At 50.6% G+C, this 21,335-nt stretch carries 18 protein-coding genes; 3 read left to right on the forward strand and 15 right to left on the reverse strand.

Annotated features, from left to right (window positions below; genetic code table 11):
* A partial coding sequence (locus B5F35_RS14805; protein WP_442856486.1) for a SpaA isopeptide-forming pilin-related protein occupies positions 1 to 3,481 on the reverse strand: 3,481 nt, incomplete at its 3' end.
* 284 nt (positions 3,482 to 3,765) lie between these two features.
* On the opposite strand from B5F35_RS14805, the gene B5F35_RS14810 reads away from it, so the two are divergent.
* Positions 3,766 to 5,016 (forward strand): IS110 family RNA-guided transposase, encoded by a 1,251-nt coding sequence (locus tag B5F35_RS14810; RefSeq protein WP_140401235.1) that lies wholly within the window; start codon positions 3,766 to 3,768, stop codon positions 5,014 to 5,016.
* Positions 5,017 to 5,187: 171 nt separating this feature from the next.
* On the opposite strand, the gene B5F35_RS14815 is transcribed toward B5F35_RS14810, so the two are convergent.
* The 4 genes from B5F35_RS14815 to B5F35_RS14830 are packed head-to-tail and all read right to left on the reverse strand — an operon-like array spanning position 5,188 to position 9,189.
* Complete coding sequence (locus B5F35_RS14815) at positions 5,188 to 6,351, reverse strand: DUF4366 domain-containing protein (RefSeq protein ID WP_087242326.1); 1,164 nt, start codon at positions 6,349 to 6,351, stop codon at positions 5,188 to 5,190.
* Positions 6,341 to 6,598 carry a DUF4315 family protein gene (locus tag B5F35_RS14820; RefSeq protein ID WP_087180100.1) on the reverse strand — a complete coding sequence of 86 codons (258 nt, stop codon included), beginning with the start codon at positions 6,596 to 6,598 and terminating at the stop codon, positions 6,341 to 6,343. The genes B5F35_RS14815 and B5F35_RS14820 overlap by 11 nt, the downstream gene beginning before the upstream one ends.
* Positions 6,599 to 6,615: 17 nt before the next feature.
* Positions 6,616 to 8,985: a M23 family metallopeptidase gene (locus B5F35_RS14825; protein ID WP_242969547.1), complete on the reverse strand. Its 2,370-nt coding sequence runs from the start codon at positions 8,983 to 8,985 to the stop codon at positions 6,616 to 6,618.
* Positions 8,986 to 9,000: 15 nt separating this feature from the next.
* The gene (locus B5F35_RS14830; protein ID WP_087242328.1) at positions 9,001 to 9,189 is read right to left on the reverse strand and encodes a LysR family transcriptional regulator; all 189 of its coding nucleotides are present in this window, start codon (positions 9,187 to 9,189) and stop codon (positions 9,001 to 9,003) included.
* 277 nt (positions 9,190 to 9,466) lie between these two features.
* Here B5F35_RS14830 and B5F35_RS14835 point away from each other — a divergent pair, with 277 nt between their 5' ends.
* On the forward strand, positions 9,467 to 9,994 hold the full coding sequence (locus B5F35_RS14835; protein ID WP_087242330.1) for a helix-turn-helix domain-containing protein: 528 nt from the start codon (positions 9,467 to 9,469) through the stop codon (positions 9,992 to 9,994).
* Positions 9,995 to 10,014: 20 nt separating this feature from the next.
* Positions 10,015 to 10,458, forward strand: a complete 444-nt coding sequence (locus B5F35_RS14840) for a GNAT family N-acetyltransferase (protein WP_087242332.1) — start codon at positions 10,015 to 10,017, stop codon at positions 10,456 to 10,458.
* A 432-nt stretch (positions 10,459 to 10,890) separates the two neighbouring features.
* Here B5F35_RS14840 and B5F35_RS14845 read toward each other — a convergent pair whose 3' ends face one another.
* The 10 genes from B5F35_RS14845 to B5F35_RS14890 form a co-directional block, all read right to left on the reverse strand.
* Complete coding sequence (locus tag B5F35_RS14845) at positions 10,891 to 11,115, reverse strand: DUF2188 domain-containing protein (protein ID WP_087242334.1); 225 nt, start codon at positions 11,113 to 11,115, stop codon at positions 10,891 to 10,893.
* A complete protein-coding gene (locus B5F35_RS14850; protein ID WP_087242336.1) occupies positions 11,115 to 12,029 on the reverse strand; it encodes a hypothetical protein in 915 nt (304 codons plus the stop codon). Before B5F35_RS14850 ends, B5F35_RS14845 begins: the two co-directional genes overlap by 1 nt.
* A 258-nt stretch (positions 12,030 to 12,287) precedes the next feature.
* The gene (locus B5F35_RS14855) at positions 12,288 to 12,659 is read right to left on the reverse strand and encodes a hypothetical protein (RefSeq protein WP_087242338.1); all 372 of its coding nucleotides are present in this window, start codon (positions 12,657 to 12,659) and stop codon (positions 12,288 to 12,290) included.
* Positions 12,660 to 12,978: 319 nt separating this feature from the next.
* The gene (locus B5F35_RS14860; RefSeq protein WP_087242340.1) at positions 12,979 to 14,343 is read right to left on the reverse strand and encodes a restriction endonuclease subunit S; all 1,365 of its coding nucleotides are present in this window, start codon (positions 14,341 to 14,343) and stop codon (positions 12,979 to 12,981) included.
* Positions 14,343 to 15,761 (reverse strand): class I SAM-dependent DNA methyltransferase, encoded by a 1,419-nt coding sequence (locus B5F35_RS14865; RefSeq protein WP_087242342.1) that lies wholly within the window; start codon positions 15,759 to 15,761, stop codon positions 14,343 to 14,345. The genes B5F35_RS14860 and B5F35_RS14865 overlap by 1 nt, the downstream gene beginning before the upstream one ends.
* Positions 15,758 to 16,006, reverse strand: a complete 249-nt coding sequence (locus B5F35_RS14870) for a hypothetical protein (RefSeq protein ID WP_087242344.1) — start codon at positions 16,004 to 16,006, stop codon at positions 15,758 to 15,760. Before B5F35_RS14870 ends, B5F35_RS14865 begins: the two co-directional genes overlap by 4 nt.
* On the reverse strand, positions 16,003 to 19,266 hold the full coding sequence (hsdR, locus tag B5F35_RS14875; RefSeq protein ID WP_087242346.1) for a type I restriction-modification system endonuclease: 3,264 nt from the start codon (positions 19,264 to 19,266) through the stop codon (positions 16,003 to 16,005). The genes B5F35_RS14870 and hsdR overlap by 4 nt, the downstream gene beginning before the upstream one ends.
* Positions 19,267 to 19,357: 91 nt before the next feature.
* Entirely contained in the window at positions 19,358 to 20,347 is a 990-nt protein-coding gene (locus B5F35_RS14880) for a restriction endonuclease (RefSeq protein WP_087242348.1), read from the reverse strand.
* 103 nt (positions 20,348 to 20,450) lie between these two features.
* Positions 20,451 to 20,660 carry a helix-turn-helix domain-containing protein gene (locus B5F35_RS14885; RefSeq protein WP_087242350.1) on the reverse strand — a complete coding sequence of 70 codons (210 nt, stop codon included), beginning with the start codon at positions 20,658 to 20,660 and terminating at the stop codon, positions 20,451 to 20,453.
* Positions 20,661 to 20,731: 71 nt separating this feature from the next.
* Entirely contained in the window at positions 20,732 to 21,193 is a 462-nt protein-coding gene (locus tag B5F35_RS14890; RefSeq protein ID WP_087242352.1) for a hypothetical protein, read from the reverse strand.
* Positions 21,194 to 21,335: the final 142 nt, after the last annotated feature.

Here is a 21,335-nt window from a genome sequence, read left to right on the forward strand (position 1 = left end):
CCTTATCGCCGTTGGTGTCCTCATAAAGCTCAAAGACAGCGCCGGGCAGCCGGTGGAGGAATGGATTGTCCGCAGTGTCCTCGCCGGTATCATCATCGGCGCTTTTTTCCGTCTCGCCAGCCTCATTTTCAGAAGTGTTTTCCTCGTCCTCCTGGATAGACTTCAATTCGTCCACAGCCTCGGTCTTGATAACCTGCACCGTACCGTGGATCAAGGTATTGTCAATCTCAATTTCAATGGTCTGCCCATCGGTGCCGATATAGACATGGTGCTGTTCCGGGCTGATGGAGTACAGGACCGAAGGGCTGGCAATCTCCTTGATGATCCAATGGCCGAAAGGCACATCCTCAAAGGAGAAGGCGCCGTTTTCCCCGGAAGTCGTCACAAGGAGAGCATTTTCCTCGGTAAATTCCTCCGTGCCGGGAGCAAACAGGCCGATCAGCGCGCCCTCCAGGGTAAGGTCCTCACCGCCTTCGGGGTCCTCGCCGTATTTCACACCGTCAATACGCCCGCGGATCATCTCATTGGAAATGGCCTCGCCGTCATTGACCGCAATCGTAACCAGGCCGATTTCCTGCCCGGCATACGCAAAGACTACCGGGTATTGCTGATCGGAAAGCAAAAATGCCTCATTGGTGGTGCGCTCCTGGACATAGAAGCTGCCAAAAGGCAGGTCGGAGGCAAAGGCAGCCGAATACTGGCCGGGCGCGTCCTCCACCGGCGCAACCGCCACGACTTCCAGAAGCCCGCCCGCGGGAATCACGCTGCCATCCAGGGCAGTCAGGTCCTCCGAAGCGTACAGGCCAAAGGAAATATCCTTGTATTCCTCGCCAAGCCCAATGCCAAAGGTTTCGTCCGTTTCCAGGGATTTCAGAAGGTCGATCTCTACCTTCTGGCGTTCATCATAAAGACCGATGGCCGCCTGGGTGATCTCTACCTCCTGATCGGCATAGGTAAGCTCGGTATAGATTGGCGTGGGGTCCAGCACCATGCCTTCCGGCGCCTGGCGTTCCTCCAGACGGTAGCGGCCCAGGTATTGCGGTTCGCTGACCGCCGTTCCATCCTCCCCGGTGGTAAGGGTAGCGACTACCGTATCTTTTGCCACCCGCAGTGTGCCGTCGCCGGTATAAATATCTTCATCGGCAATCAGGTCATACACGGCGCCGGGCAGACCAACCACTTCATAAACCGGCTGGTAAAAGCCATCATTTTCCTGCACGCTGGCAAAAACCTCGCCGGATTTGCTGATGGTGAGCTGGGCTTTCTGCGGCTGATTGTACTGTACGACGGTAACAACCGCCTCGGAACCATCTACTGTGAAAGGCACCGGCTCGTCAGAAAGGACGTACCCTTCCGGGGCTGTCACCTCATAAAGCTCAAACGCATGGGCGGGCAGCGGCTCCGGCAGCATCAGCCAGCCTTCATCCGAAGTGTAAAATACGTCAATGGTTTCAGGGGTGGGATAGTAGATTTCCTGGCTGATAAATTCGCCAGTGGTAAGGTCCTTAATACGGAAGCCCGTACCGGCCATAGGAATGATCTCACCGGTTTCCGCGTCCCGTTTTTCCACACTCACCCTGGCAGTGATGGCGTCATTGTTCAGAATATAGGAGTAGGTCTTTCCGTTCTCGCTGATAAATACTGTGAAATCCGGTACAAAGGCTTTATCGTCCTCACCTGCGGTCTGGTGGACAGTATAGCGGCCATAGGGCATATCCTTGGAGGCGGCAAAGCCGTCCGCATCCGTCGTCAGGATATCCCGCTCGCTTTCTTTGGCATTTTCATAGCTGCCCGCGCTTGTCAGATAGACCTCAAAAACAGCGCCTTCCTCCGGTTTTTCCACCATACCGGCATTGGCGTCGTCGCTGTGTTCCTCGTCCGATACATCCGGGTCCGGGTCATCGGTATGCTTCACAAGCTGGATATTGCCGCGGATCACCGTCTCCAGCAGCGTATTTTCCGTGGTATTCAGCTCGATTTCATAAAGGGAAGGAGAAGCGCCCACCTCATGCACCGTTTCATCCAGCAGGTAGCCGGGGCTTGGGGAAATCTCCTGCAAGGTCCAGTCATCCCCGCAAGGATAGTAGCCGGTGACAAAGCTGCCGTCCGGCCCGGTGGTGAAGGTATCTACAAGCTCCCCGCCTTTATACAGGCCATAGACGGCCCCCGCCAGGGAAGCATCACCCTGGGCCTCGCCGGTTTCTGCGTCCACCTTATGGCCTTCCACACGGAACTTCTTCAAAATGTTGGAAAACTGGACGCTGGCGGTCTGGCCGCTCTCGATGGTGATATACTGCGAAGCAGGCGTTACATAGCGGTCAATGGGCTGCTCTGTCACAAGATAGGTGCCGGGCAGAAGATCCAGGGAGACCATACCGTCCGCACCGGTGACAACCGATTCCTCCACACCGTTGCCGCTGATGGTAAAAGGAATCCCCTCAACAATGCCGTCCTCACTGGTCTTTACGATCTTTGCCTTGCCATAGGTTTCTGTCTTGATCTGCATATAGAAGGAAACGGGGTCTTTGGCGCCCGTCATCATGGTCTGCCAGCCCTCGCGCCCCCAGATCAGCATGGCCTCGCCGATAGGCACATTTTTGCGGAATTGGAGCGCCACCGGGGATTCCAGCATTTCCTTGCTGGTAAAGGTGTAGCTGTTGCCGCTGCGGGTCACGGAGATCCCGCTTGCAGTAAGGGCCTCCAGGTCGATATTTAAGTTGTTGGCATCGGTCAGCGTCAGGGTATAAACCTTTGCGTTGGAATCCCATTTCAGTTCATGTACCGGGGCGCTTTCCGCAGTAGCACCGGCAAAAGAAGGAATGGTAGAATGGGAAGCGATCTGCTCCAGAATCCAGTAATAGACCTGTTCGGCAGGCCGTCCCTGCACAATGCGGAAGAAGGTGTTTTCCGCGACACTTCCATTGTCGTGGCGGCTGGTGGCGTCGCTGCGGAGCTGCTGCTGGTATTCCCAAATGATACACTGTGCCGCCATATACCAATCGTCGGCATTGATACCGGCCATAGGGAGCGAAGCCCCAGGCTGCCAGCCATACAGGGAAGCCAGCATGATCCCGCGGCGGGAAGCCTCCGGCAACTGGTTGAAATACTGGCTGTTATCCGTCTGCTCGGAATAATAGCCATCGTCCGAATTACCAAACCGGATGCCGCTCTCAATGCAGTACACCCAGCGGAAGCCGCCGCCATCCGTGTTCAGCACGTAATGGCGGTAGGCCACATTCCCGCCGTGATACACATAGGAAGTGGAACCGTCATCATGGTAGGTCATCGTGTAATAGCCCGAAGGGGAATAATAGGGCTGGCCGTCAGAGCTGATAACCGTATCGCCATAAGCGGAGCTGGCCTGCTGGCCTTCCGAAGCCGCAAACGCGCTGACAGGCAAGATCCCTACCAAAAGCAGCAGACAAAGAAAACCGGCCAAAAGCCGGGAAAGGCCATGGCCGCGCATAGATTTTGTATTCAAGCTGTAATCCTCCCTGTTACTATATATTTGCCCCTTGATTTATGGCAGCCAGCCATAGGCATGGGACATCTCATTGCCTAAACTGTTAGAATGGGGAGGTAATGGTCTGACCAATTTCTCCAAGGGCTTATACGTCCGTATGAAAGTCAGTCAGCCATCCTTCGCATTCGCAGAGTTCGGTTTGTGCAGGTAGAGCCTGAGCGTTCGTGTCAGCAAACAGATGGAACCGGCAATGGGAAAAGATGGCTTTGTCCATTGCAGAATTCTTTTCGGGAGTGTTGAATATGAACGCAGCAGGCATCGATGTTTCCAGCAGAAAAAGCACCGTAGCTGTACTCCGCCCCTTTGGGGAGGTTGTAAAGCTGCCCTTTGACATCATTCACAGTGTGGAGGGTTTTGCATCCCTGGTACAGCAGCTGAAATCCATTGAGGGTGAAACCCGGATCGTTATGGAGCATACCGGACGATACTACGAACCGGTAGCACAGATTCTTCATGAAGCGGGATTTCATGTCAGTGCGGTCAATCCGCTACTGATCAAGGAATATGGCGGAAATTCTCTGCGCAGGGTTAAAACAGACAAAGCCGATGCCATGAAAATTGCCCGATACGCCCTTGACAATTGGGGCGAACTGCGGGATTATACTCCTATGGATACGATTCGCTATGACTTAAAAACCCTGAATCGCCAGTTCCATCTGGCATCCAAACAGAAAACAGCATCCTCCAACAACCTCATTGCATTACTTGAGCAGTCATTCCCTGGTATCCGCAAATGCTTCGACAGTCCGGTGCGTAAGGATGGAACTCAGAAATGGGTGGATTTTGTCCACACCTTCTGGCACGCTGACTGCGTTAGAAAAGAAAGCTTGAATGCCTTTACGGAACGTTACCACAAATGGTGCAAACGCCACGGTTACTTTTTCAAGCAGAGTAACGCAGTGGAAGTGTATGAACTTGCCAAATCTGTCATTACGCTGGTTCCCAAGGGCTCAGTTGCGAAAGTGCTTGTTCAGGAAGCAGCCAGCCAACTCACCAGTATTTCTCGATCTGTTGAGACCTATCGTTCCGAGATGAACCGCCTGGCCTCCATGCTCCCGGAATATCCCGTGGTTATGGGATTGTATGGCGTTGGGGAATCTTTTGGTCCTCAGCTTATGGCAGAAGTCGGCGACGTCCGCCGTTTTGAGCGCAAGCAGGCGCTGGTTGCTTTTGCCGGGATAGACCCTATGCCAAATCAGTCCGGGGAAAAGAATGTGCGAAGCAATAAATCCTCAAAGAGGGGTTCTCCATATCTGCGCAAAACTCTGTTCAGCATTATGATGTGCCTCCTCCAGACTGCCCCGACAGATGAACCAGTCTTTCAATTTCTTGACCGAAAACGCAGCGAAGGAAAGCCCTATTACGTCTACATGACGGCGGGAGCCAACAAATTCCTGCGCCGTTATTACGCAAAGGTTAGGGACTATCTCTCCACTCTGGACGACTTGCCACCTGTGGACATGGATTCTACTGGCCCGAACCACTCAAACTAAAAATTGTATATTCCTGACAGATTAGACCAGCGTTTTGCGGTGGTCTTTTTGTTGTACCCGTTTTTCGCTACTTGCTACCTGTAGAACTTTCTTTCGTCAAGTCCAGTTTGGGGCTTGACTTTTTATTTGCAGGCTTTCATAAAATTTGTTTGGGAAACGGAAAGGACGGCGTTATCTGCCGTCCTTTGTGGGTTCTTCGTCCTCGTCATAAGAGGACTCATCGCTGTACGCCAAATCCTGCTCATATTCTTCCCCGTAACCGTCATCCTCGAATTCGTCCTCGTCCATAGCCGCCTGCTGTTTCGGGCGCACGATCTTGAAGTAATAGCCCAGCCCGCCAGCAGCCACAAGAGCGATCACCAGGAAGATAATCATGCCGGTATTGCCGCCGGATTTCTCCGTCTCGGTTTCCGGCTGCTCGGTTTCCTCCGGCACCGGTTCTTCCGTTACTTTCCCCAGGCAGCCGTTCAGGTCATTTTTGCAGACCGGACAATCGGTATTCACCGCGCCCACCTCACATTTTTCCGTACAGTTGCAGGTGACAACCTCAATGGCGCTTTCGCTGCCAGTATCCTGCTGGGCCAGGGACAGCAGATCTTCCTCTGTAACACCATTCAGGAAGTAGACGTTTTCCGAATCCCGCTTCCCGTCAATGATAAGGTAAAACACATTTCCGTCTGCGGTGGTGATGGTATAAAACTGCTTATCATCTTCCTGCTCGGTGGCTGAGTCCAGGACCGTGCCGGTGCCTTCCGGGGTAAATGCCCCTTCCGGCACAGCCGATTCCGTTTCTTCCTCCGTAGCAGAACTTTCAGAAGAAGCCTCTGTTTCTGCCTGGGAGGTCGAAGGGGTCTCGGTGGCCTGGCTGCTTTCCGAATTGCCGGAAGCATTGTTTGATGAAGGAGAAGGCGCAGGCGTTTGGGAAGGCGCGGCCTGTGTTTCCCCACTGGAAGATTGGGGCGCGGCAGAAGAAGCCGCCTGGGTCTGCGCCGGTTCCTCATAATAAGGGTTATCCAGCTTTACTTCTTTGGAGCGGTTGCCGGAATAGTCCACCGCGTAAACCGTCACTTCCTTACCGTCCCCAGCGTAATCCTTCAAGGCCACGGTCCCCTTGCCGTTGACAAGGCTGTTGATACGGGTATCATCCACATACACCGCCTCCACGCCGGACATATCATCGCTGGCCTCCACCGCTAGTTTGTCGTTATTTAATGTAGCGGAAAGGGTGGGCGGCGTAGTATCGCTGCCCGTGGAAGCGTAAGCGGTGACGGGCAAAGCAATGGCGCTCATGCAAAGCACAAGCGCCGCCAAAACATTCCTCACTTTATTCTTCATGGCCGGCCTCCTGTTCTCCCGCAGGCGGGGCAGCCTCCGGGATCGTGAGGGTGCCCGCCCTGTGCGCTTTCAAAAATTCCGCCAGCTCCTTCGGGGTCAGGTGGAAATCACGGCCAATATCGCCGTAATCCTCGTTCTCCAGCCGGGTCTTTTCCTCTTTGAAAAGCTCCAGCTTTTTTTGCAGGTCTGCGATTTTCTTTTCCGTTTTTTCTATATCCCTTGCGAGTTTGTCAATTTTGGGATTCAATTTATTACCTCCGATCTTTAATTGGTTGAGATACGCCCAAATGCGTAAAAATGTTCGGTCCAGTAGGACGTATTGATATTGGCATACTGTACCGGGTCCCCGGCATGGATCATCTGCCCGTTGCCGATATAGATACCTACATGGGTTACAGGCGTGCCCGCCGAGTAAGTGCCGGTGAAGAAGATCAGATCTCCCGGCTGGGCGTTTTCTCTGGAAACAGGGGTACTCATGTTGAAAAGCCCCTGGGCTGTGGAACGCCCCACACTGGCAACACCGCTCTGATTGAGGACATAGGAAACAAAGCCGCTGCAATCAAAGCTGTTTGGCCCCGAAGCGCCGAACACATAAGGCTTACCGAGATGTTTCTGCGCCTCCGTAATCAGCGCCGCGTAATCGCCATCGCCCATAGGAGCGCCGGGATATGCGGGAATCTCCGGTCCGCCTGCGCTGCCAGGGATCAGGTTGGTCCCGGTATGGTCGCCGGTATCGGCAAAATACAGGGGATTGAGGTACTGCCCATCCACCAACACCTCCAGGTGAAGGTGCGGGCCGGTGGAATCACCGGTGCTGCCCACTTTGGCAATGACATCCCCCTGTTTGACTTCCTGCCCGGCAGATACCAGCAGCTCGGAGCAGTGGGCGTATTTTGTGGTTAGGGTCTTGCCGTCCTCCATGGTGCCCTCCAGCACCACGATCAGCCCGTAGCTGTCTGCTTCCCCGGCCTGCGTTACCACGCCGTCATGCCCGGCCAAAATCTCTGTGCCCTGGGGCATCCCAATATCCACCGCCTTATGGTAGTTCTTTTCTCCGCTGATGGGGTGGACGCGGTAGCCATAGTAGCTTGTGACATAAGTAAGCCAGTTGGTATCGCCAAACACGTTGGAGACATACTGGCGGTTGCCCTTCGTCATCATCAGGACGTTAAAAAGCTGGGCCTGTTCCGCGTTCATGCGGGCGGCGATCACATCGGTAAAGGACTTGGCCGTCAGGTTGACATTGAGAATCCGCCATTCATAAGTCACTTCCACCTCATAGGTCTCGCCGGTACTGGGGTCTGTTCGGGTTTCCGTGCGGGTACGGGTTTCCACTTCCTCCACAAATTCAAGGGAATACTGCTCGGCAAAAAGTTCCTGCAGCACGGCCTCCACATCCGCATACTGAAAGGCTTGATAGGACGCGGTGAGGAATCCCATCAGCTCAAAGGGGTTGTGCCCGATATTGCCCACATGATAACGGTATTCATCATAGCCGGGGTGGTCTGCTTCGGCATTGTCAATCTGCATCTGCAGGTCGGTTTCCCATTCCGTATAAACCAGCTCGGCATTGTTGATGTCCTGATCTTCCGCGGTATAACTGGACGCCGCAATCGCGCCGATCCCGCCCGTCCCCATACTGGAACAGGAAGAAAAGAGCGAAAAAATCAGAACAACGATTAGTAACAACAGCGCCGCCATCAGGCAGAGGGCCGGGTGGCGGCTGGCAAAACGGCCAACAGCGCCACCGGCTTTTTTCGTGACAGCGGCAGTTTTCCCGGCGGCCTGCCCGGTGCGCCGGGCGGTCCGGGCAGCTTTGGCATACTCCCTTTTTAAGCGGTACTTCTGCCACATGCGGGAAAACACATTGCTCCGTAACTGCGGGTTATCATGGAGGGCCTGCTGGTAAGCCGCCCTTGCGCGGGTTTTCACCGTCTTTTTCTGCAGCCGGGACACCTTGCGGTAAGGCGCGGTTTTCCGGCGGTGGTTCAAAGCGCGAAGCCCGCCCTCGGCCACCAGCTCTGTGCGGTGGGCCGCCTCAATGCCTACATTTTCATGCTCATTCTCATAGATCTTCTTATGGGCATATCCAATAGCTGCATTTGCGCCTTTTTTCACCGGGCGCAGAGGTTTGGCGCCTTTTATGTGTTCCTGTTGGGAGATCACCTCTTTTTCAAATTTTAAGCGCCGTTTGGCGTTGCCGGTGGCAGCGTCCGGCTCCACCTCCAGCCGCAGCTTCCGCCTGGCCGGAAGATTGGCTTCGGCCTGTTCCAGCTTCCGGGCGGTCCGTTCCACCTTCTGATTGGCCACAACCGTATCCCCGTTAAGATGGTCATAAAAGGCTCGCTTGGCGGCACTCTCCCTGATTCCCGAAGGATATTCTGTGCCGCTTTCCGGCTTATGTACCTTTCTTGCCAGTTCCACAATCTGACGCAAATACTCCTCGTAGTTGATCACGTCATTTTTGCGCTTTTCAATCAATTCTCGAAGAAGTGCAGACATCTTCTCGTAGTATTTGGGGTTACTTTGGGTTCTTTCAACAATTTCCTTGCCAATATTGTTTTCAATAGTCTCTGCAACTGCTTCCTGCTCTTTGGGTGTAGAGGCAGGCATACCAAGTACCATTGTCCTCATTTTTAAACACCGGCATTATTCCTTCTCCTTTCCGGCTCCGTAGAGCCTTTCATAAAAATACTGGCGGTTGACACGCCCTGCAATCGTAATAAACCCCTTTGCTTTTAGTTCCTCGTTCAGCTTTCTGATGAGCTTATAGGCATAGGGCTTGGATACATTCAGTTCCTGCGCCACATCGTCGGCACGGATAAACCTGTTTTTCATAAAAATCACCTTCCCTTCTGTTTTTCAAATTCATTTATTTCGTGTCGGAATACTTTCTTGCCGCCTTCCGATTTGCCCGGGCGGGCGCGCCTTTACCGTGACGCACAACGGTTATTAAGCTTATTTGCTTAATTTTATTTCATTATACTAAGCATATTTGCTTTTGTCAAGCGGTTTGCGAGAAAATATTAAACTTTTTTGTTTTATTTTCTCTTGACTTTTCCTAAACATATCTGCTATACTATGTGCAGATACATAAGCGAGGAGTGTAAACACTATGGCGATTGGTGAGAGAATCCATTTTTTCAGGCTTCTGCGTGGTATGACGCAAAAATATCTTGGTACGGCTGTCGGTTTTCCCGAAAGGAGCGCCGATGTGCGCTTGGCCCAATATGAAACCGGCTCCCGCAAACCAAAGGCGGATTTGACGGCTGCACTGGCGCAGGTGCTTGATGTTTCCCCTCAGGCTCTTGATGTTCCTGACATTGACAGTCAGATCGGTCTTATGCACACCTTATTTACCCTTGAAGATGTTTATGGACTGACCGTCAGCGAAGCAGACGGAGAAGTTTGTCTAAAGGTCAACAAGGATAAGGGCAAAGAGGCTTACGAGCTGCTGCAAATGCTCTATGCTTGGAAAGAACAGGCGGACAAGCTCTCAACCGGTGAAATCAGCAAGGACGATTATGACCGCTGGCGTTATTACTATCCGAAATACGATACCACGCAGCTTTGGGCGAAAGTCCCTTCGCAAGAGCTGAGCGATGCCTTAGCCGAAGCCTTTAAGGACAAATTGAAAGAGTAATCTATCGGGGAGCTACTGCTATGCTAATTCAAGAAATAGACGAAAACAAAAAGCGATATCTGCATTTACTTCTTCTTGCCGATGAGCAAGAAGATATGGTAGACCGATATTTAGAGCGTGGTACAATGTATGTACTGGACGATAATGGAGTCAAAGCTGAATGCATTGTCACCGATGAGGGAAATGGTGTACTGGAAATCAAGAACATTGCTACATTGCCTGACTATCAAAAACAGGGTTATGCGCGAAAACTTATTGATTTTCTTGTTGCGAAATACTCTGAGCAATATTCGGTGCTACAAGTCGGAACAGGTGATAGTCCATTAACCATTCCTTTCTATGAAAAATGTGGCTTTATTCGCTCTTATGTCGTAAAGAATTTCTTTATCGACAACTATGATCACCCAATTTTTGAGTGTGGAAAGCAGCTTATAGATATGGTATATTTACAAAAAATGCTATAATTTCCACTATGGCAACCTTATAAAAACGACAAAAAGCCCTTAGCTATGGAATCATCACCCACAGCTAAGGGCTTTCTAATATGGATTTCTTCCGCCATACAAGCCGCCTTTTATTATTCCGTAACCCATAAACCACTGGATTGCAAGAATAATGGCTCTTGTATGGCTGTTATCAAATTGTTATCAAAAGACTTCTCCGAACGCCGCAAACCCGCATAAATACTGGATTTTTACGGTGCTTCGTTTTATTCCCACTCGCTCCTGTCAGAAATTTTCTAAACAGATTTGCTTATGGGATTTAGTTCAGGGTATTGGCATTATTTTCATTATTCAGATAGTAGGGGCTATCTGATTTTTTGTTGCCATGGTGTTGCCAACGAGGTGTCCTCCCGACACCTGTACCAGCGATGTCGGGAGGACATGGCGTAAGGCTTATCCTTTCGGAGGATAAGGGTCATGCCCGTAAGAATCCTTTTGACGGATTTCCCCGGTAACTCTGTGAATCAACCGTTCGGACTGCTGGTTGATGGCAATTTTGCGTGCAATATCGGCAGCCTCTTTCTGAGTGCTGGTTCTGACAGTTGCTCTGGTATTGCCAGCTCCCTTAACCTGCCATCCACCCTTAGGGTGCGGAGTTACATGCTGATTCTTCCCCATTATGCTACCCCCTTACCCAAGTCAGCAATCAGTTTTCTGGTGTTTTCGTACCACTTATCACTGTGATAAACCCGAGCTTCCTGGACATGCCCCGAAAGCACTTCGGTTTTCGTGAGCTTAGAGGCCGCTTCCCAATCTCCTCTAAAAGCATAGGTGGCATTGTTAATCTCGTTGCTCTCAAATACAAACAGGTTCAATGCCGTAAAGCCGTAGACTACATAACCCCAGAAATTTTGAGAACCAAGGACGCAGAAATCAGGGGCCATGTGCCATAGATGCTCATGGCGGTTGCGGATAACCGCTTGCTGGCCTTTCGGTTTGCGCTCAATGATTTCATCAATGTACTGCGCCCAATCATCCTGGATTCTGGTGCCTGGGCGAAGGATCTCCCATGGTACCTCACTCTGCTTAACAGGTGGAACGGCGGGAGAGCGTTCAACTGTCCATACTTCACAACGCCCCAACATCTCCAGCGCAATGTTCATGGCGGCTTTGATACAGGTGAACTTGTTATCATCAGCATTCTCCAGCAACGGGGAGTAAAGAACCCCATCCTCGATGATAAATGCAAGCTCAGTAGGTGGAATCAGTTCTCGCTGATAACACCAACGGCTTTGCCAGCAAGTTCCGTAATGGTCAGTTCCGTGCCAATCGACAATGTGGTAGTCATGCTCAAAAAAACGTTCCTCTTTGGGTAAATCCTTGCGGATCTTCCACTTGCCATTGGCATTCATTCTGGTTGCAGCCTTCTGAGGAATTGGGATACGAGCTGGTGACTCAGGAAGAAGGCCATAAGATTGAAGACGAGGGTAATCTTCCATCTCTAACGGAACGGCGATATAAAATTTATCGCCAGGATGCAACGCATAGAGATATCGTTGCGGGTTGATGATTCGTCTGCGGGTAATGGTCATTGTACCACTCTCCATTCGTAAAAATATTTACAAACAGAAAAAGCCTGGCTTATCGCTCTACATATTGTGCCAAACTCAAAGCATAGGCACAATATACGCAGGATTGCCAGACCACCCAAAACGTGATACAATTTTACCGTGTAGAGAAAACGGCGCTTGCATCAGTTTTGACTGGTCTATGCGTCAAACACAGGAGAGTGACACCCTACGACTGGTACTCGTGGGAGTGTCGCTCTTTTTCTTTTTCTGATTTGTATCTTACTTCAAGTGCTGCTCGTCAACAACGACGATCAGCGTTTCCGTTTCGGGATCGTATTCCGCAATGAACTGTTTGGCTTTGGTCAGAAAGTCAATACCGCTAACTTTAGCCAAGTACTTTACAAAGTCCTTTGCGCCAATGCGAATCCAGTCGTTCTTGATGCGGCGGGCAAAATCATAGGACGGAGAAGTTGTATTTTCTCCACGCGCTCGGACGCCAATGGCACAAGCCTCTGGATCAAAACCAATGATCACCTGCTCCGGAGTACCGAGGGCTTCAATGGCGCCCTTGTTGAAGGCAATGCCAAATGAGCTCAAGGTCACGATTGGGCTGCCGTTCTTGAGATATGAAAAGTCAAAATTATAAGCCACAAAATCACCTCCAGGCCGAGATGGCTTCTGACGATATATAGATTGTATCACAAAAGCAGGATAAGCGCAACCGAAAAATGAAAACAAAATGCAGATGAAATATAAGAGCTGCGCACCACGGGCGTGATCTTTGAGCTTGAACGACTGATTTTACTTTGCACATATAATAACAGATAATCTTGGAAAAGGCAACTTGCCTCTCCCCGGATTAGTTCTCAGTGATGCAGTTTTTCTGTATTGTGGAGCAGCATTTTCAACTTATCGTTTTTTTGCTGCAATTAATCTTCCGCTTACTCGCTTTATATTGTTTTATTGATTCCTACACAATAACTTTGAGTAACTCCACCGCGCTCTCTTCGCTTGGGTCGTTGGTGCCCAATTCACCGCGGAAGGCACGGGCGAGGATGGCTTTTTTGATAAGGTCGATCTGCTCCAGCACTCCTTCAGCGGATTCCTTGGCCTGCTGTTCTTTGGCGAGGAGATTGTCTAGGAGGCGGACGATTTCGCACTGTTCATTCTCTCTCGGCAGACTTATTTCTACATTACCAATAATATCGGTATTAAGATTCGGCTGTGCAGCCCCTTTATTGATTGCCCTTAAAGCTGCTGTTTTACTTGTCCAAAAATAATAATGGAACAGTAAGGTATCAGGATTCAATCCCAGAAAAGCTGCAATTCCATCGTTAAATGTAGTTTTAAATGTGCAGATTACAGGAACACCTAATGTGGCTCCGCTGTTTGTCAATAGCAATGTATTTCTGTCTACCATCCGGGTTTTCTTCAATCCAGCTTCCTTAATTGTGTATTCTGTTGAATTCACATAAGGCCCCGTGTTTCTGGTAATATCTGCCACCTTCATAAATGGTATATTTCCACCGTAGAATTCCGGACTACCGGCAGGCCGCGGAGAACCTCCTCTTACAATATTACATATTTCTGAATACTTTTTAGTTTCCCAACTCTCCATCCCCACGCCGTGCTCTTTTCTCCACTGGGCGGTGAGTTCTCCGGTGAAGGCTTTGTGGAGGATGGCGGCTTTGCGGGTTTCAACGCTGTCCAGCGCATCCTGCGCCTTTTGCTTAGCCTCGTCCAACTTGGCAAACAGGCTTTCAATGCGGTCAACAATGCGCTGTTGTTCAGCACTTGGTGCCAGCGGAAAAGCCACCTTTTCTAAATCACTCTTTCTGATTGCAGGCACGGTTGTTGCATTAGTATAATTATAAAGATCAATTCCAAGACTCCAAAAGTATACATATTTTGTTAAACATACCTTTGCATGAAAAGACATGAGGTTGTTATCAATACAACACGGAACTGGATTTATACTTCTTCTATTTAGGCGGATTGCCTCACCGATTTTTGCAAATATTATAGAATTTTTAGGAATTAGTGCGGCTTTTAATTTGATTCGTACTTCTTCATTTACTGTATTACTAGCATCATATAGAATACCGTTGGAATCGGAATATTTCAAACTTCCAACTTTATAAAAGGGGATTTTATATTCAGTTAGACCTTGATACTCATTTTTAAAGGCACTTCCAGCCTGAAAATCGCCGCAAACTCCCCAATACACCCAGCACCAATTCCCCGGCACCGGATACGGCTGCTCACTCTCCGGCACCAGTGCTGCCTGCAAGCGATCTTCTGGCGTCAGGGTTTCTTTTTTCTTTCCTCTTGCCATCAGTCCTGCACCTCCAGCGCCCGCAGTTCCTTCACTACACTCATCAGCAGATCCACGGCCTCCTCCAGATTGGCGGCGGCTTCTTCCGCGCTCTCTGCCGGGTCGGGCAGGTCGTCGTAGTCCAGCACCGAGTCATCCCGAATGAGACCCAGGTCCAGGCTGTTGCCCTTTTCCGCAATCTGCTCCCGGGTGAACACGCTCCACCGCTCGTCCTGTACGGCATGGCGGTCCTCGGCCTCGTAAGCTTTCTCAAAGTCTGCAAAATGCTCGGTTTTCAGCGGGGTGGTCTTGCCGAAACTGGGCATATTGGTGCGCAGGTCGTAGAACCAGACCTCCCTAGTGTTGCCTTTGTCGCTCTTGCCCCGGGTGAAGAACAGCACATTGGTCTTGACGCCCTGGGCGTAGAAAATGCCGGTGGGCAGCCGGAGGATGGTGTGCAGATCACACTTGTCCATCAGGTCGCAGCGAATCTTCTCGCCGTCACCGTCAGCGAAAAGCACATTGTCCGGCAGTACCACGGCGGCTCGGGCCTTGCCATTGACCTTCAAGCTGCGGTAGATGTGCTGGAGAAAGTTCAGCTGCTTGTTGCTGGTAGGAAAAGTGAAGTCATCCCGGGTGGCACGCTCGCCGCCCTTCTTGGTGCCGAAAGGCGGATTGGTGAGCACCAAGTCAAAGTCGTGGAGGGCCTTGCCCTGGTTGGACAGGGTATCGGCCAGCAAAATCTGACCGTCGATGTCGTGGAGCATGGCATTCATCAGGGCCAGACGGTGAGTGTCGTGGACCAGCTCGCAGCCGGTGAAGGCCTCTTCCCGCTCGAATTTTGCCATGTCAGAATCCAGATCGTAAAAATCGTCGGTGTGTTCCTTGACATATCGGTGGGCTGCAATCATAAAGCCGAAGGTGCCGCAGGCAGGGTCGTTGCACCGCTCGCCGGGCTGGGGCTTCATCAGCCTGGTCATTACATCAATGAGGACGCGAGGGGTAAAGTACTGGCCCGCGCCGGACTTCTTCTCGTTGGCGTTCTTCTCCAGCAAGCCTTCATACAGGTTGCCCAACCCCTCTTCCCGGGCAGAGTACCAGTCCAGACCGTCAATGGTGGTGATGATCTTTTCCAGGTTCTTGGGTTCATCGATGTTGGTGGCGGAGCCCTGATAGATCTCACGCACCCGGCCAGTACAGTTTTCACCCAGGTGGGCCAGCAGCTCTTTATAGAATTTCTTCAGCTCAATGCCGCTTTTGGCGGTTAGCTCATCCCAACGATAAGCTGCGGGAATCTGGCTTTCTGCGCCGGTCTCCTTTGCCATCTTCAAAAACAGAATATAGGTCAGCTCGGTGACATACTGGTGATAGGTAATGCCATCATCCCGCAGCACATTGCAGAGGTTCCAGAGCTTAGATACGATTTCCTGTGTGGTCATGTGCGGTTCCCTCCGTTATCGATAGCGGCCTGACGCAACACTTCGGCAAGACAAAAGTTCATAGCTGTCTGCTGGTAATCGGCATCCACTTTTCGGGCTGCCTCGCAAAAATCAGAAATCGCCTTGACCATGTCGTAGATATTTTTCTGTTGCTCCAGGTTTCTCTGCGCTTCCATCTGTTGAGTCTGGAACTGACTTAAATACTGTGGGTTAAAAATCCCATAAGGATAGGTGTTATAGTTCATGCGCTTCTTCCTCCATCATCGTACAGATATTCATTGAGTTCCAGCACGATGCTCTCTAACTTGTTCTGGAAAATCCGATCGATCTTCTTGAATCCGCCCTCACTTCTGAAACGGGTATCTTCATCAAACGCGCCTATATTGAGGACAGATTCCTCCATGAGGTATTTTTCCATACGGCCAATCCACTTTTGCTCGATGGCGGTGAATTTGTGGGCTTTTTTCAGCTTGTCCACCGCCCGGCGAATACGGGCTTCGTGGCTGATAAGGGTGGAACCGATGGCATACCGGCGAATCAGACTGATGATGTCTGCCGCCATCTCCTCGTTGGTCAGCTCCGATATGGCGGTGTTGAGCTGCTGGGTGGTAAAGCCCTCTCGATCCAGTGTCAGGCGCAGATCCTTCAAGCTCGCCCGAGTTAGCTCCTTTGGCCGGGTGCAGACGATGTTCAACGCTGCAATTTCATTGATATGGGTCTTTACATAGTCGGCAAAGGCATCCAGGTAGTCCTCCGGGCGGCTGCCAGTACCATAGCCACGGGTGTGGCTGATCAGCTCATCCGGCGCGTCGGAGATAACCACCGGGCGGCCGCCGTTGGCCCGGGTCTCTCCAAGCAGTTCAAAAAGATCCCGATGGGCCAAAATATGGTTGCGGGCCTGCTGGGGCGGCTCCTGCTCCAACTGCTGAATAAACTGGGTGGGGTCCATGCCGCCGGTCATGCTGACGAAATGCTCCATGGTCTTACCGTCCAGCTTCCGCTTTTTCCGCTGGAGCTTGGCGATGATCTGGTCGATCTGGTACTCGATCTGCTTTTCATCTTCCAGCACCTCGAGTCCGTCCAGCAGTTGTCCAAAGGACGCAGATGGATTGGCTACCACCGGTTTCATGGTATTGACCGCATCTAGAGATTCGTAGACGCCCACGGGGTCATAAATCTCGAAATGGGTCTTATGGATCTTGGGACACAGACGGGTGGCACGGCCCAGCATCTGTTCAAACAGAATGCGGGATTTTACCCGGCGCAGGAACACCAGATTGGTGATCTCCGGCACATCGATACCAGTAGTCAGCAGATCCACAGTGACAGCAACACTGGGATAACGCTCATTCTTGAACCGCTTGATGGCTTCCTGTACTTTTTTGGGGTTGCCGCCGCCCACGCTGCCGGTGATCTTCATAATGGCGTCGTTGTCCACGCCGTATTCCGAGTAGATATTCTTGAGGATGTCCACGATCATGTCGGCATGTTGGTCATCCACGGCATAAATAAGGGTTTTGCCCTGTTCCTCCAGATTTTCCGGGTCGATGTCTTTGGCGATCTCGGCCAAAACTGCCTCGTTAAATGGGCGAGTGATAACTTTCTTATTAAACTGCTCCACATCGAAGTTGAGCTCATCGTTCAACAACTCGCTGTTGGTAATCTCTCCGGTCACCGGGTCGTAGACAGTCACGGTATCGCCAGATTGATAGTGGATGCCCTCATCCCGCAGTTTGGTATGGAGGTCGTGAGGGGCGTCGTGATCCACCAGATAGCCCTCGATAACCGCTTCCCGATAGGTATACTTGAAAATCGGTTGGCCGAAAATCTCGGTGGTTTGGAGGGCAGGTGTAGCGGTCAGCGCGATTTTCACCGCATCAAAATACTCAATTACGCTGCGATATTTACTCTGGTAGTCTCGCTGGTCCCGGTAAAGAAGTTCAGTATCCCCCATCTCCTTGTCCAAAAGGTAGCCCCGGTGGGCCTCGTCTATGATAATCAGGTCATAGTCGTTGACCGCGGGCATGGTTTCTCCATCATTGTAGAGAATACGCTTTACCATTCCCTGTACGGTGGCAACCTGGATACGAGTCTCCCTCTCAATTTCTTTGTCTTCCAGTCCCTTAATGTTATAGATATCCGCCAGGGGCATCAAATCCTCCAGCTTGACCTCTTTGAATACATCTAATGCCTGCTCTCCCAGAGCGGTGCGGTCCACCAGAAACAGAATGCGCTTGAAACGGCCTGTTTTCAAGAAACGGTAGATCATGCCCAGCACCGTCCGGGTCTTGCCGGTACCGGTGGCCATGGCCAACAGAGCTGTATTTTTCCCCTCCATGATGATCTGCTCCGCTGCCTGAATAGCCCGCAGCTGATAATCGCGGAGGTTCAGTCCATCCTTATCCCGCAGCAGATCGAAGGGCATCTGCTCCAGCGCCCGATTGCCGGCGTCGATGTCCTTCCCCAACAGGTCCAGAAGATTTTCTGGGCTCATCCACCCCCGCAGAGCTTTCGGCACATTGGAGGGTTTCCTAAGATCCAAAAACCAGATGCCAGACTTTGTTCTATACTGCTCCAAGTACGGCCTGCCATTGGTAGCAAAGGTAAACGGCACCTTATAGCTGCCCCAGCTTCCCACCTGGTATTGGGCATCGTCAACACGAATATTCCTGGGATAGTCTTTCCCCTGATAGTCGATCACGGAGGGAATGTCCTTGTGTTCCGCTTTTGCCTCAATGATACCGACAAATTGCAGACCAATAAAAAGGGCATAATCAGCGCGGCCATGATTTCCCACAGTTGAATCAGTGGGCCACTCAGCTATGGCAAGATTCCGACCTTTGGCTGGGCGAGTGCCATTAGAGAAACGCAGATTCTCAGTATCAGCCTCCCAGCCCACTTGACGGAGTTGCTGGTCAATGATATAGCGCGTTTCCGCTTCCGTCTTTTGCCGCTGACTGGCGGCTTTTGCTGCCTGCTGGCGACGCTTTTCTTTTGTGACCGAATTCGACGAAGCGGCAGCCTTTTCTTCCGCTTCTTTGACCAGACTTTCCTCCTGTGCATCGTCAGTATCTGCAATATCTTGCTCCTGCGACTCAGTCGGCATCACAAAAGGAACAGTTTGATAGTTCCAGTCACCGTAGGTCTGCATGAACCATTCGCATAAGCTGTGCGCCATTTGAAGTAGCACTTTTCCCTCTTCAACGGAGGAGTAGTTCTCATGTACCGCCTTATTGCGCACCTTGCGTAGCGCATGAAGAATATCCACAAGATCCTGCGTGAGGAGGCCCTCTCGGAACAGTACGCCGATCCGATTGACCGCCGTATTTTCGGAAGGAGGCATGATCCGATCATAAGTAAACATCAAGTTCACAACTGTTTCGCCGATCATCCCTAACTTCATCAAGCAGGAGTTTGAATCTGAATAAAGATATGCTTCTGCTTTTTTCCCGAACTGGGATAACACAGGAAACTCTTTATCAAGAAATTCAAAATTACTTTTCATCACGGCTCACCACCCTTGCAAGTTCTGCACATTTTCATGTCATAAGTAAGATTGTCAGTAGATGCACTCGTCGTTTCGTTAAATGCCAGTTTTATTCCTCTGGCGGAACGGGGATATACACCATTTTCAGAGGAATCATTTTACGGTATTTGACACTGAGCTGGTCGTAATATTTCAAGACCAGATCCACAAGTTCTGTACCGTTAATGCCGCGAATGATCGGGGTGTTATCCAGGTATTTCTGCGCATTTTTGGTATAGTTGGACAGTGTCACAAACAGGCCATAATCTCCTTCGCGCATAGCGCCTTTCAAGGACTGGATGGTAGTCTCTTTAATATCTCCATCTTGGCTTTTGACCTGGACAACAATGCGGGGCGGCAGCTCATCTTTATAGGCGGTAATGTCGATACCGCTGTCTCCACCATGCGGAGACAGGAGCGTGCGATAGCCCATGGCCTGCAAAAGATTTGCGACAAACGGCTCTAGATCGTATCCTTTCAGATTTTTGCTCAGCTCTTTTAAGATAAAATCTCGGGTAGCCTCGATAATTTCATCCGCCGTTTGTGCCACTGTCTCATCGGTATCCGGCTCCAAAATATTACCTTTGAAATCTTTATCCAGAGCCTTAAGATACTCATCCGCATAGTTTTTCACCTGGAAAAAGCTCAGTGCTGAACCAACCTCATGCAGAGCGCCCTGGGAAAAGGCTGTGCGCGGCAGATGTTTGAGCCACTTCACTTTCCGGCGATTGGGATACAGTGCTGCGGTAGCCTCATAGAAATAGGCACTCTCCACGACCCCAATATTGATCTTACGGTCAATTTTGGACGGGAACACCACATAGTCTCCTTCCTGTACCTCATGAACAAATCGGTACAGCATTCCGGCACTTGTGGCAATCGAACCTTTTTTAGCGTCCGGATAGGCTGCGATATATTTTTCTTTGTAGGCATCACGGGATGTACTTATAGCCAACAAGTCGCCCATCTCTTCCCAGCCAATTGCAATTAGATTCTGATTCAAAAAAAGGGGATCGTCCATCGTATGGATTCCCCAAACTGTTTTGTTTGCTGCTGCCATCACAGCCACACTCCTATCCGATCTTTCACAACTCTTCAGCCTGCGAGAATCTTGTATCCTGAAAGTCACCTTCAAAATCAAGCCACTTTGTCAAAATTCTTGCTTATTTTTCTCCCGGAACAAACTCCAGAATATCGTCCACGCCGCACTCCATCACGCGGCAAATCTTCTCGATGCTTTCGATAGAAACATACTCGTTGCGTTTTAGGCGGGTGATAATATTGGCACTAAAACCGGCCTTCTCTTTTAGCTGTGCATTGCTTATCTTTTTATCAATCATCAGGTGAAATAAGCGGTCATAACAAATCGCCATTTTAGTCCCTCCAAAGCAAGAAATGCTTGGATTTATTTTATCACATTTTCGTGAAAAACTCAATTCGATATCTAATTATCAGGCTTTATCAATGTTATGGAAAGGCAGAGATTTCGCTGCCTTTTCCGAGCATATTCAACCAGCTCCCGCGCGTTACTGGTTGGGTGCCAGGCATAGGCGATGAGGTAGTCTACATGATCCACAACATAGCGGTTTGCTCTCACGATTGCGATCTTGCGCGGGACGCTCTCCATCCCTGACGGATAGAATGTTCCATCAAATCCATCAGGTGTTGGGATGGGCCGCTCTGCTGGGTGGTACGGCAATAGCAAAATGAGCTTCACATCTGGGTAGAGATGCTTCGCGGCCTTAACTGCTGACGCTGCAAGACGGTCAAATCCACCATAGTGACCGACGATAAATTCTTTGACACCATATTCAACAATGTGCTGCTCCACAGCCGCATACAATGCCGGATAAATTTCTTCCGATGTCTCGCGGTGTCCGATGAAAAAACAGCTTTTTCCGCCCAAAGTTCTACCTCCTGTATAGTTGTGTTTATCGTAAAAATTATACGATATAAATGATTAAATCACAACGATTTATCAAAGTATAATTTACGAAGAACACAAGCAAAGGAGTGATGCAGGTGAAGGATATTCTCTCGGTTATAAC

The sequence above is a fragment of the Anaeromassilibacillus sp. An200 genome (assembly GCF_002160025.1).
In the GTDB taxonomy this organism is placed as follows: Bacteria; Bacillota; Clostridia; order Oscillospirales; family Acutalibacteraceae; genus Caccousia; species Caccousia stercoris.

Bases quoted from the DNA above. Each gene is read 5' to 3' on its own strand.
- B5F35_RS14865 (WP_087242342.1), bottom strand. From the start codon at position 15,761: ATGACCACACAGGAAATCGTATCTAAGCTCTGGAACCTCTGCAATGTG.
- B5F35_RS14885 (WP_087242350.1), bottom strand. From the start codon at position 20,660: ATGGCGATTTGTTATGACCGCTTATTTCACCTGATGATTGATAAAAAG.
- B5F35_RS14835 (WP_087242330.1), top strand. From the start codon at position 9,467: ATGGCGATTGGTGAGAGAATCCATTTTTTCAGGCTTCTGCGTGGTATG.
- B5F35_RS14810 (WP_140401235.1), top strand. From the start codon at position 3,766: ATGAACGCAGCAGGCATCGATGTTTCCAGCAGAAAAAGCACCGTAGCT.
- B5F35_RS14825 (WP_242969547.1), bottom strand. From the start codon at position 8,985: ATGAGGACAATGGTACTTGGTATGCCTGCCTCTACACCCAAAGAGCAG.
- B5F35_RS14850 (WP_087242336.1), bottom strand. From the start codon at position 12,029: ATGACCATTACCCGCAGACGAATCATCAACCCGCAACGATATCTCTAT.
- B5F35_RS14830 (WP_087242328.1), bottom strand. From the start codon at position 9,189: ATGAAAAACAGGTTTATCCGTGCCGACGATGTGGCGCAGGAACTGAAT.
- B5F35_RS14845 (WP_087242334.1), bottom strand. From the start codon at position 11,115: ATGGGGAAGAATCAGCATGTAACTCCGCACCCTAAGGGTGGATGGCAG.
- B5F35_RS14815 (WP_087242326.1), bottom strand. From the start codon at position 6,351: ATGAAGAATAAAGTGAGGAATGTTTTGGCGGCGCTTGTGCTTTGCATG.
- hsdR (WP_087242346.1), bottom strand. From the start codon at position 19,266: ATGAAAAGTAATTTTGAATTTCTTGATAAAGAGTTTCCTGTGTTATCC.
- B5F35_RS14860 (WP_087242340.1), bottom strand. From the start codon at position 14,343: ATGGCAAGAGGAAAGAAAAAAGAAACCCTGACGCCAGAAGATCGCTTG.
- B5F35_RS14880 (WP_087242348.1), bottom strand. From the start codon at position 20,347: ATGGCAGCAGCAAACAAAACAGTTTGGGGAATCCATACGATGGACGAT.
- B5F35_RS14840 (WP_087242332.1), top strand. From the start codon at position 10,015: ATGCTAATTCAAGAAATAGACGAAAACAAAAAGCGATATCTGCATTTA.
- B5F35_RS14870 (WP_087242344.1), bottom strand. From the start codon at position 16,006: ATGAACTATAACACCTATCCTTATGGGATTTTTAACCCACAGTATTTA.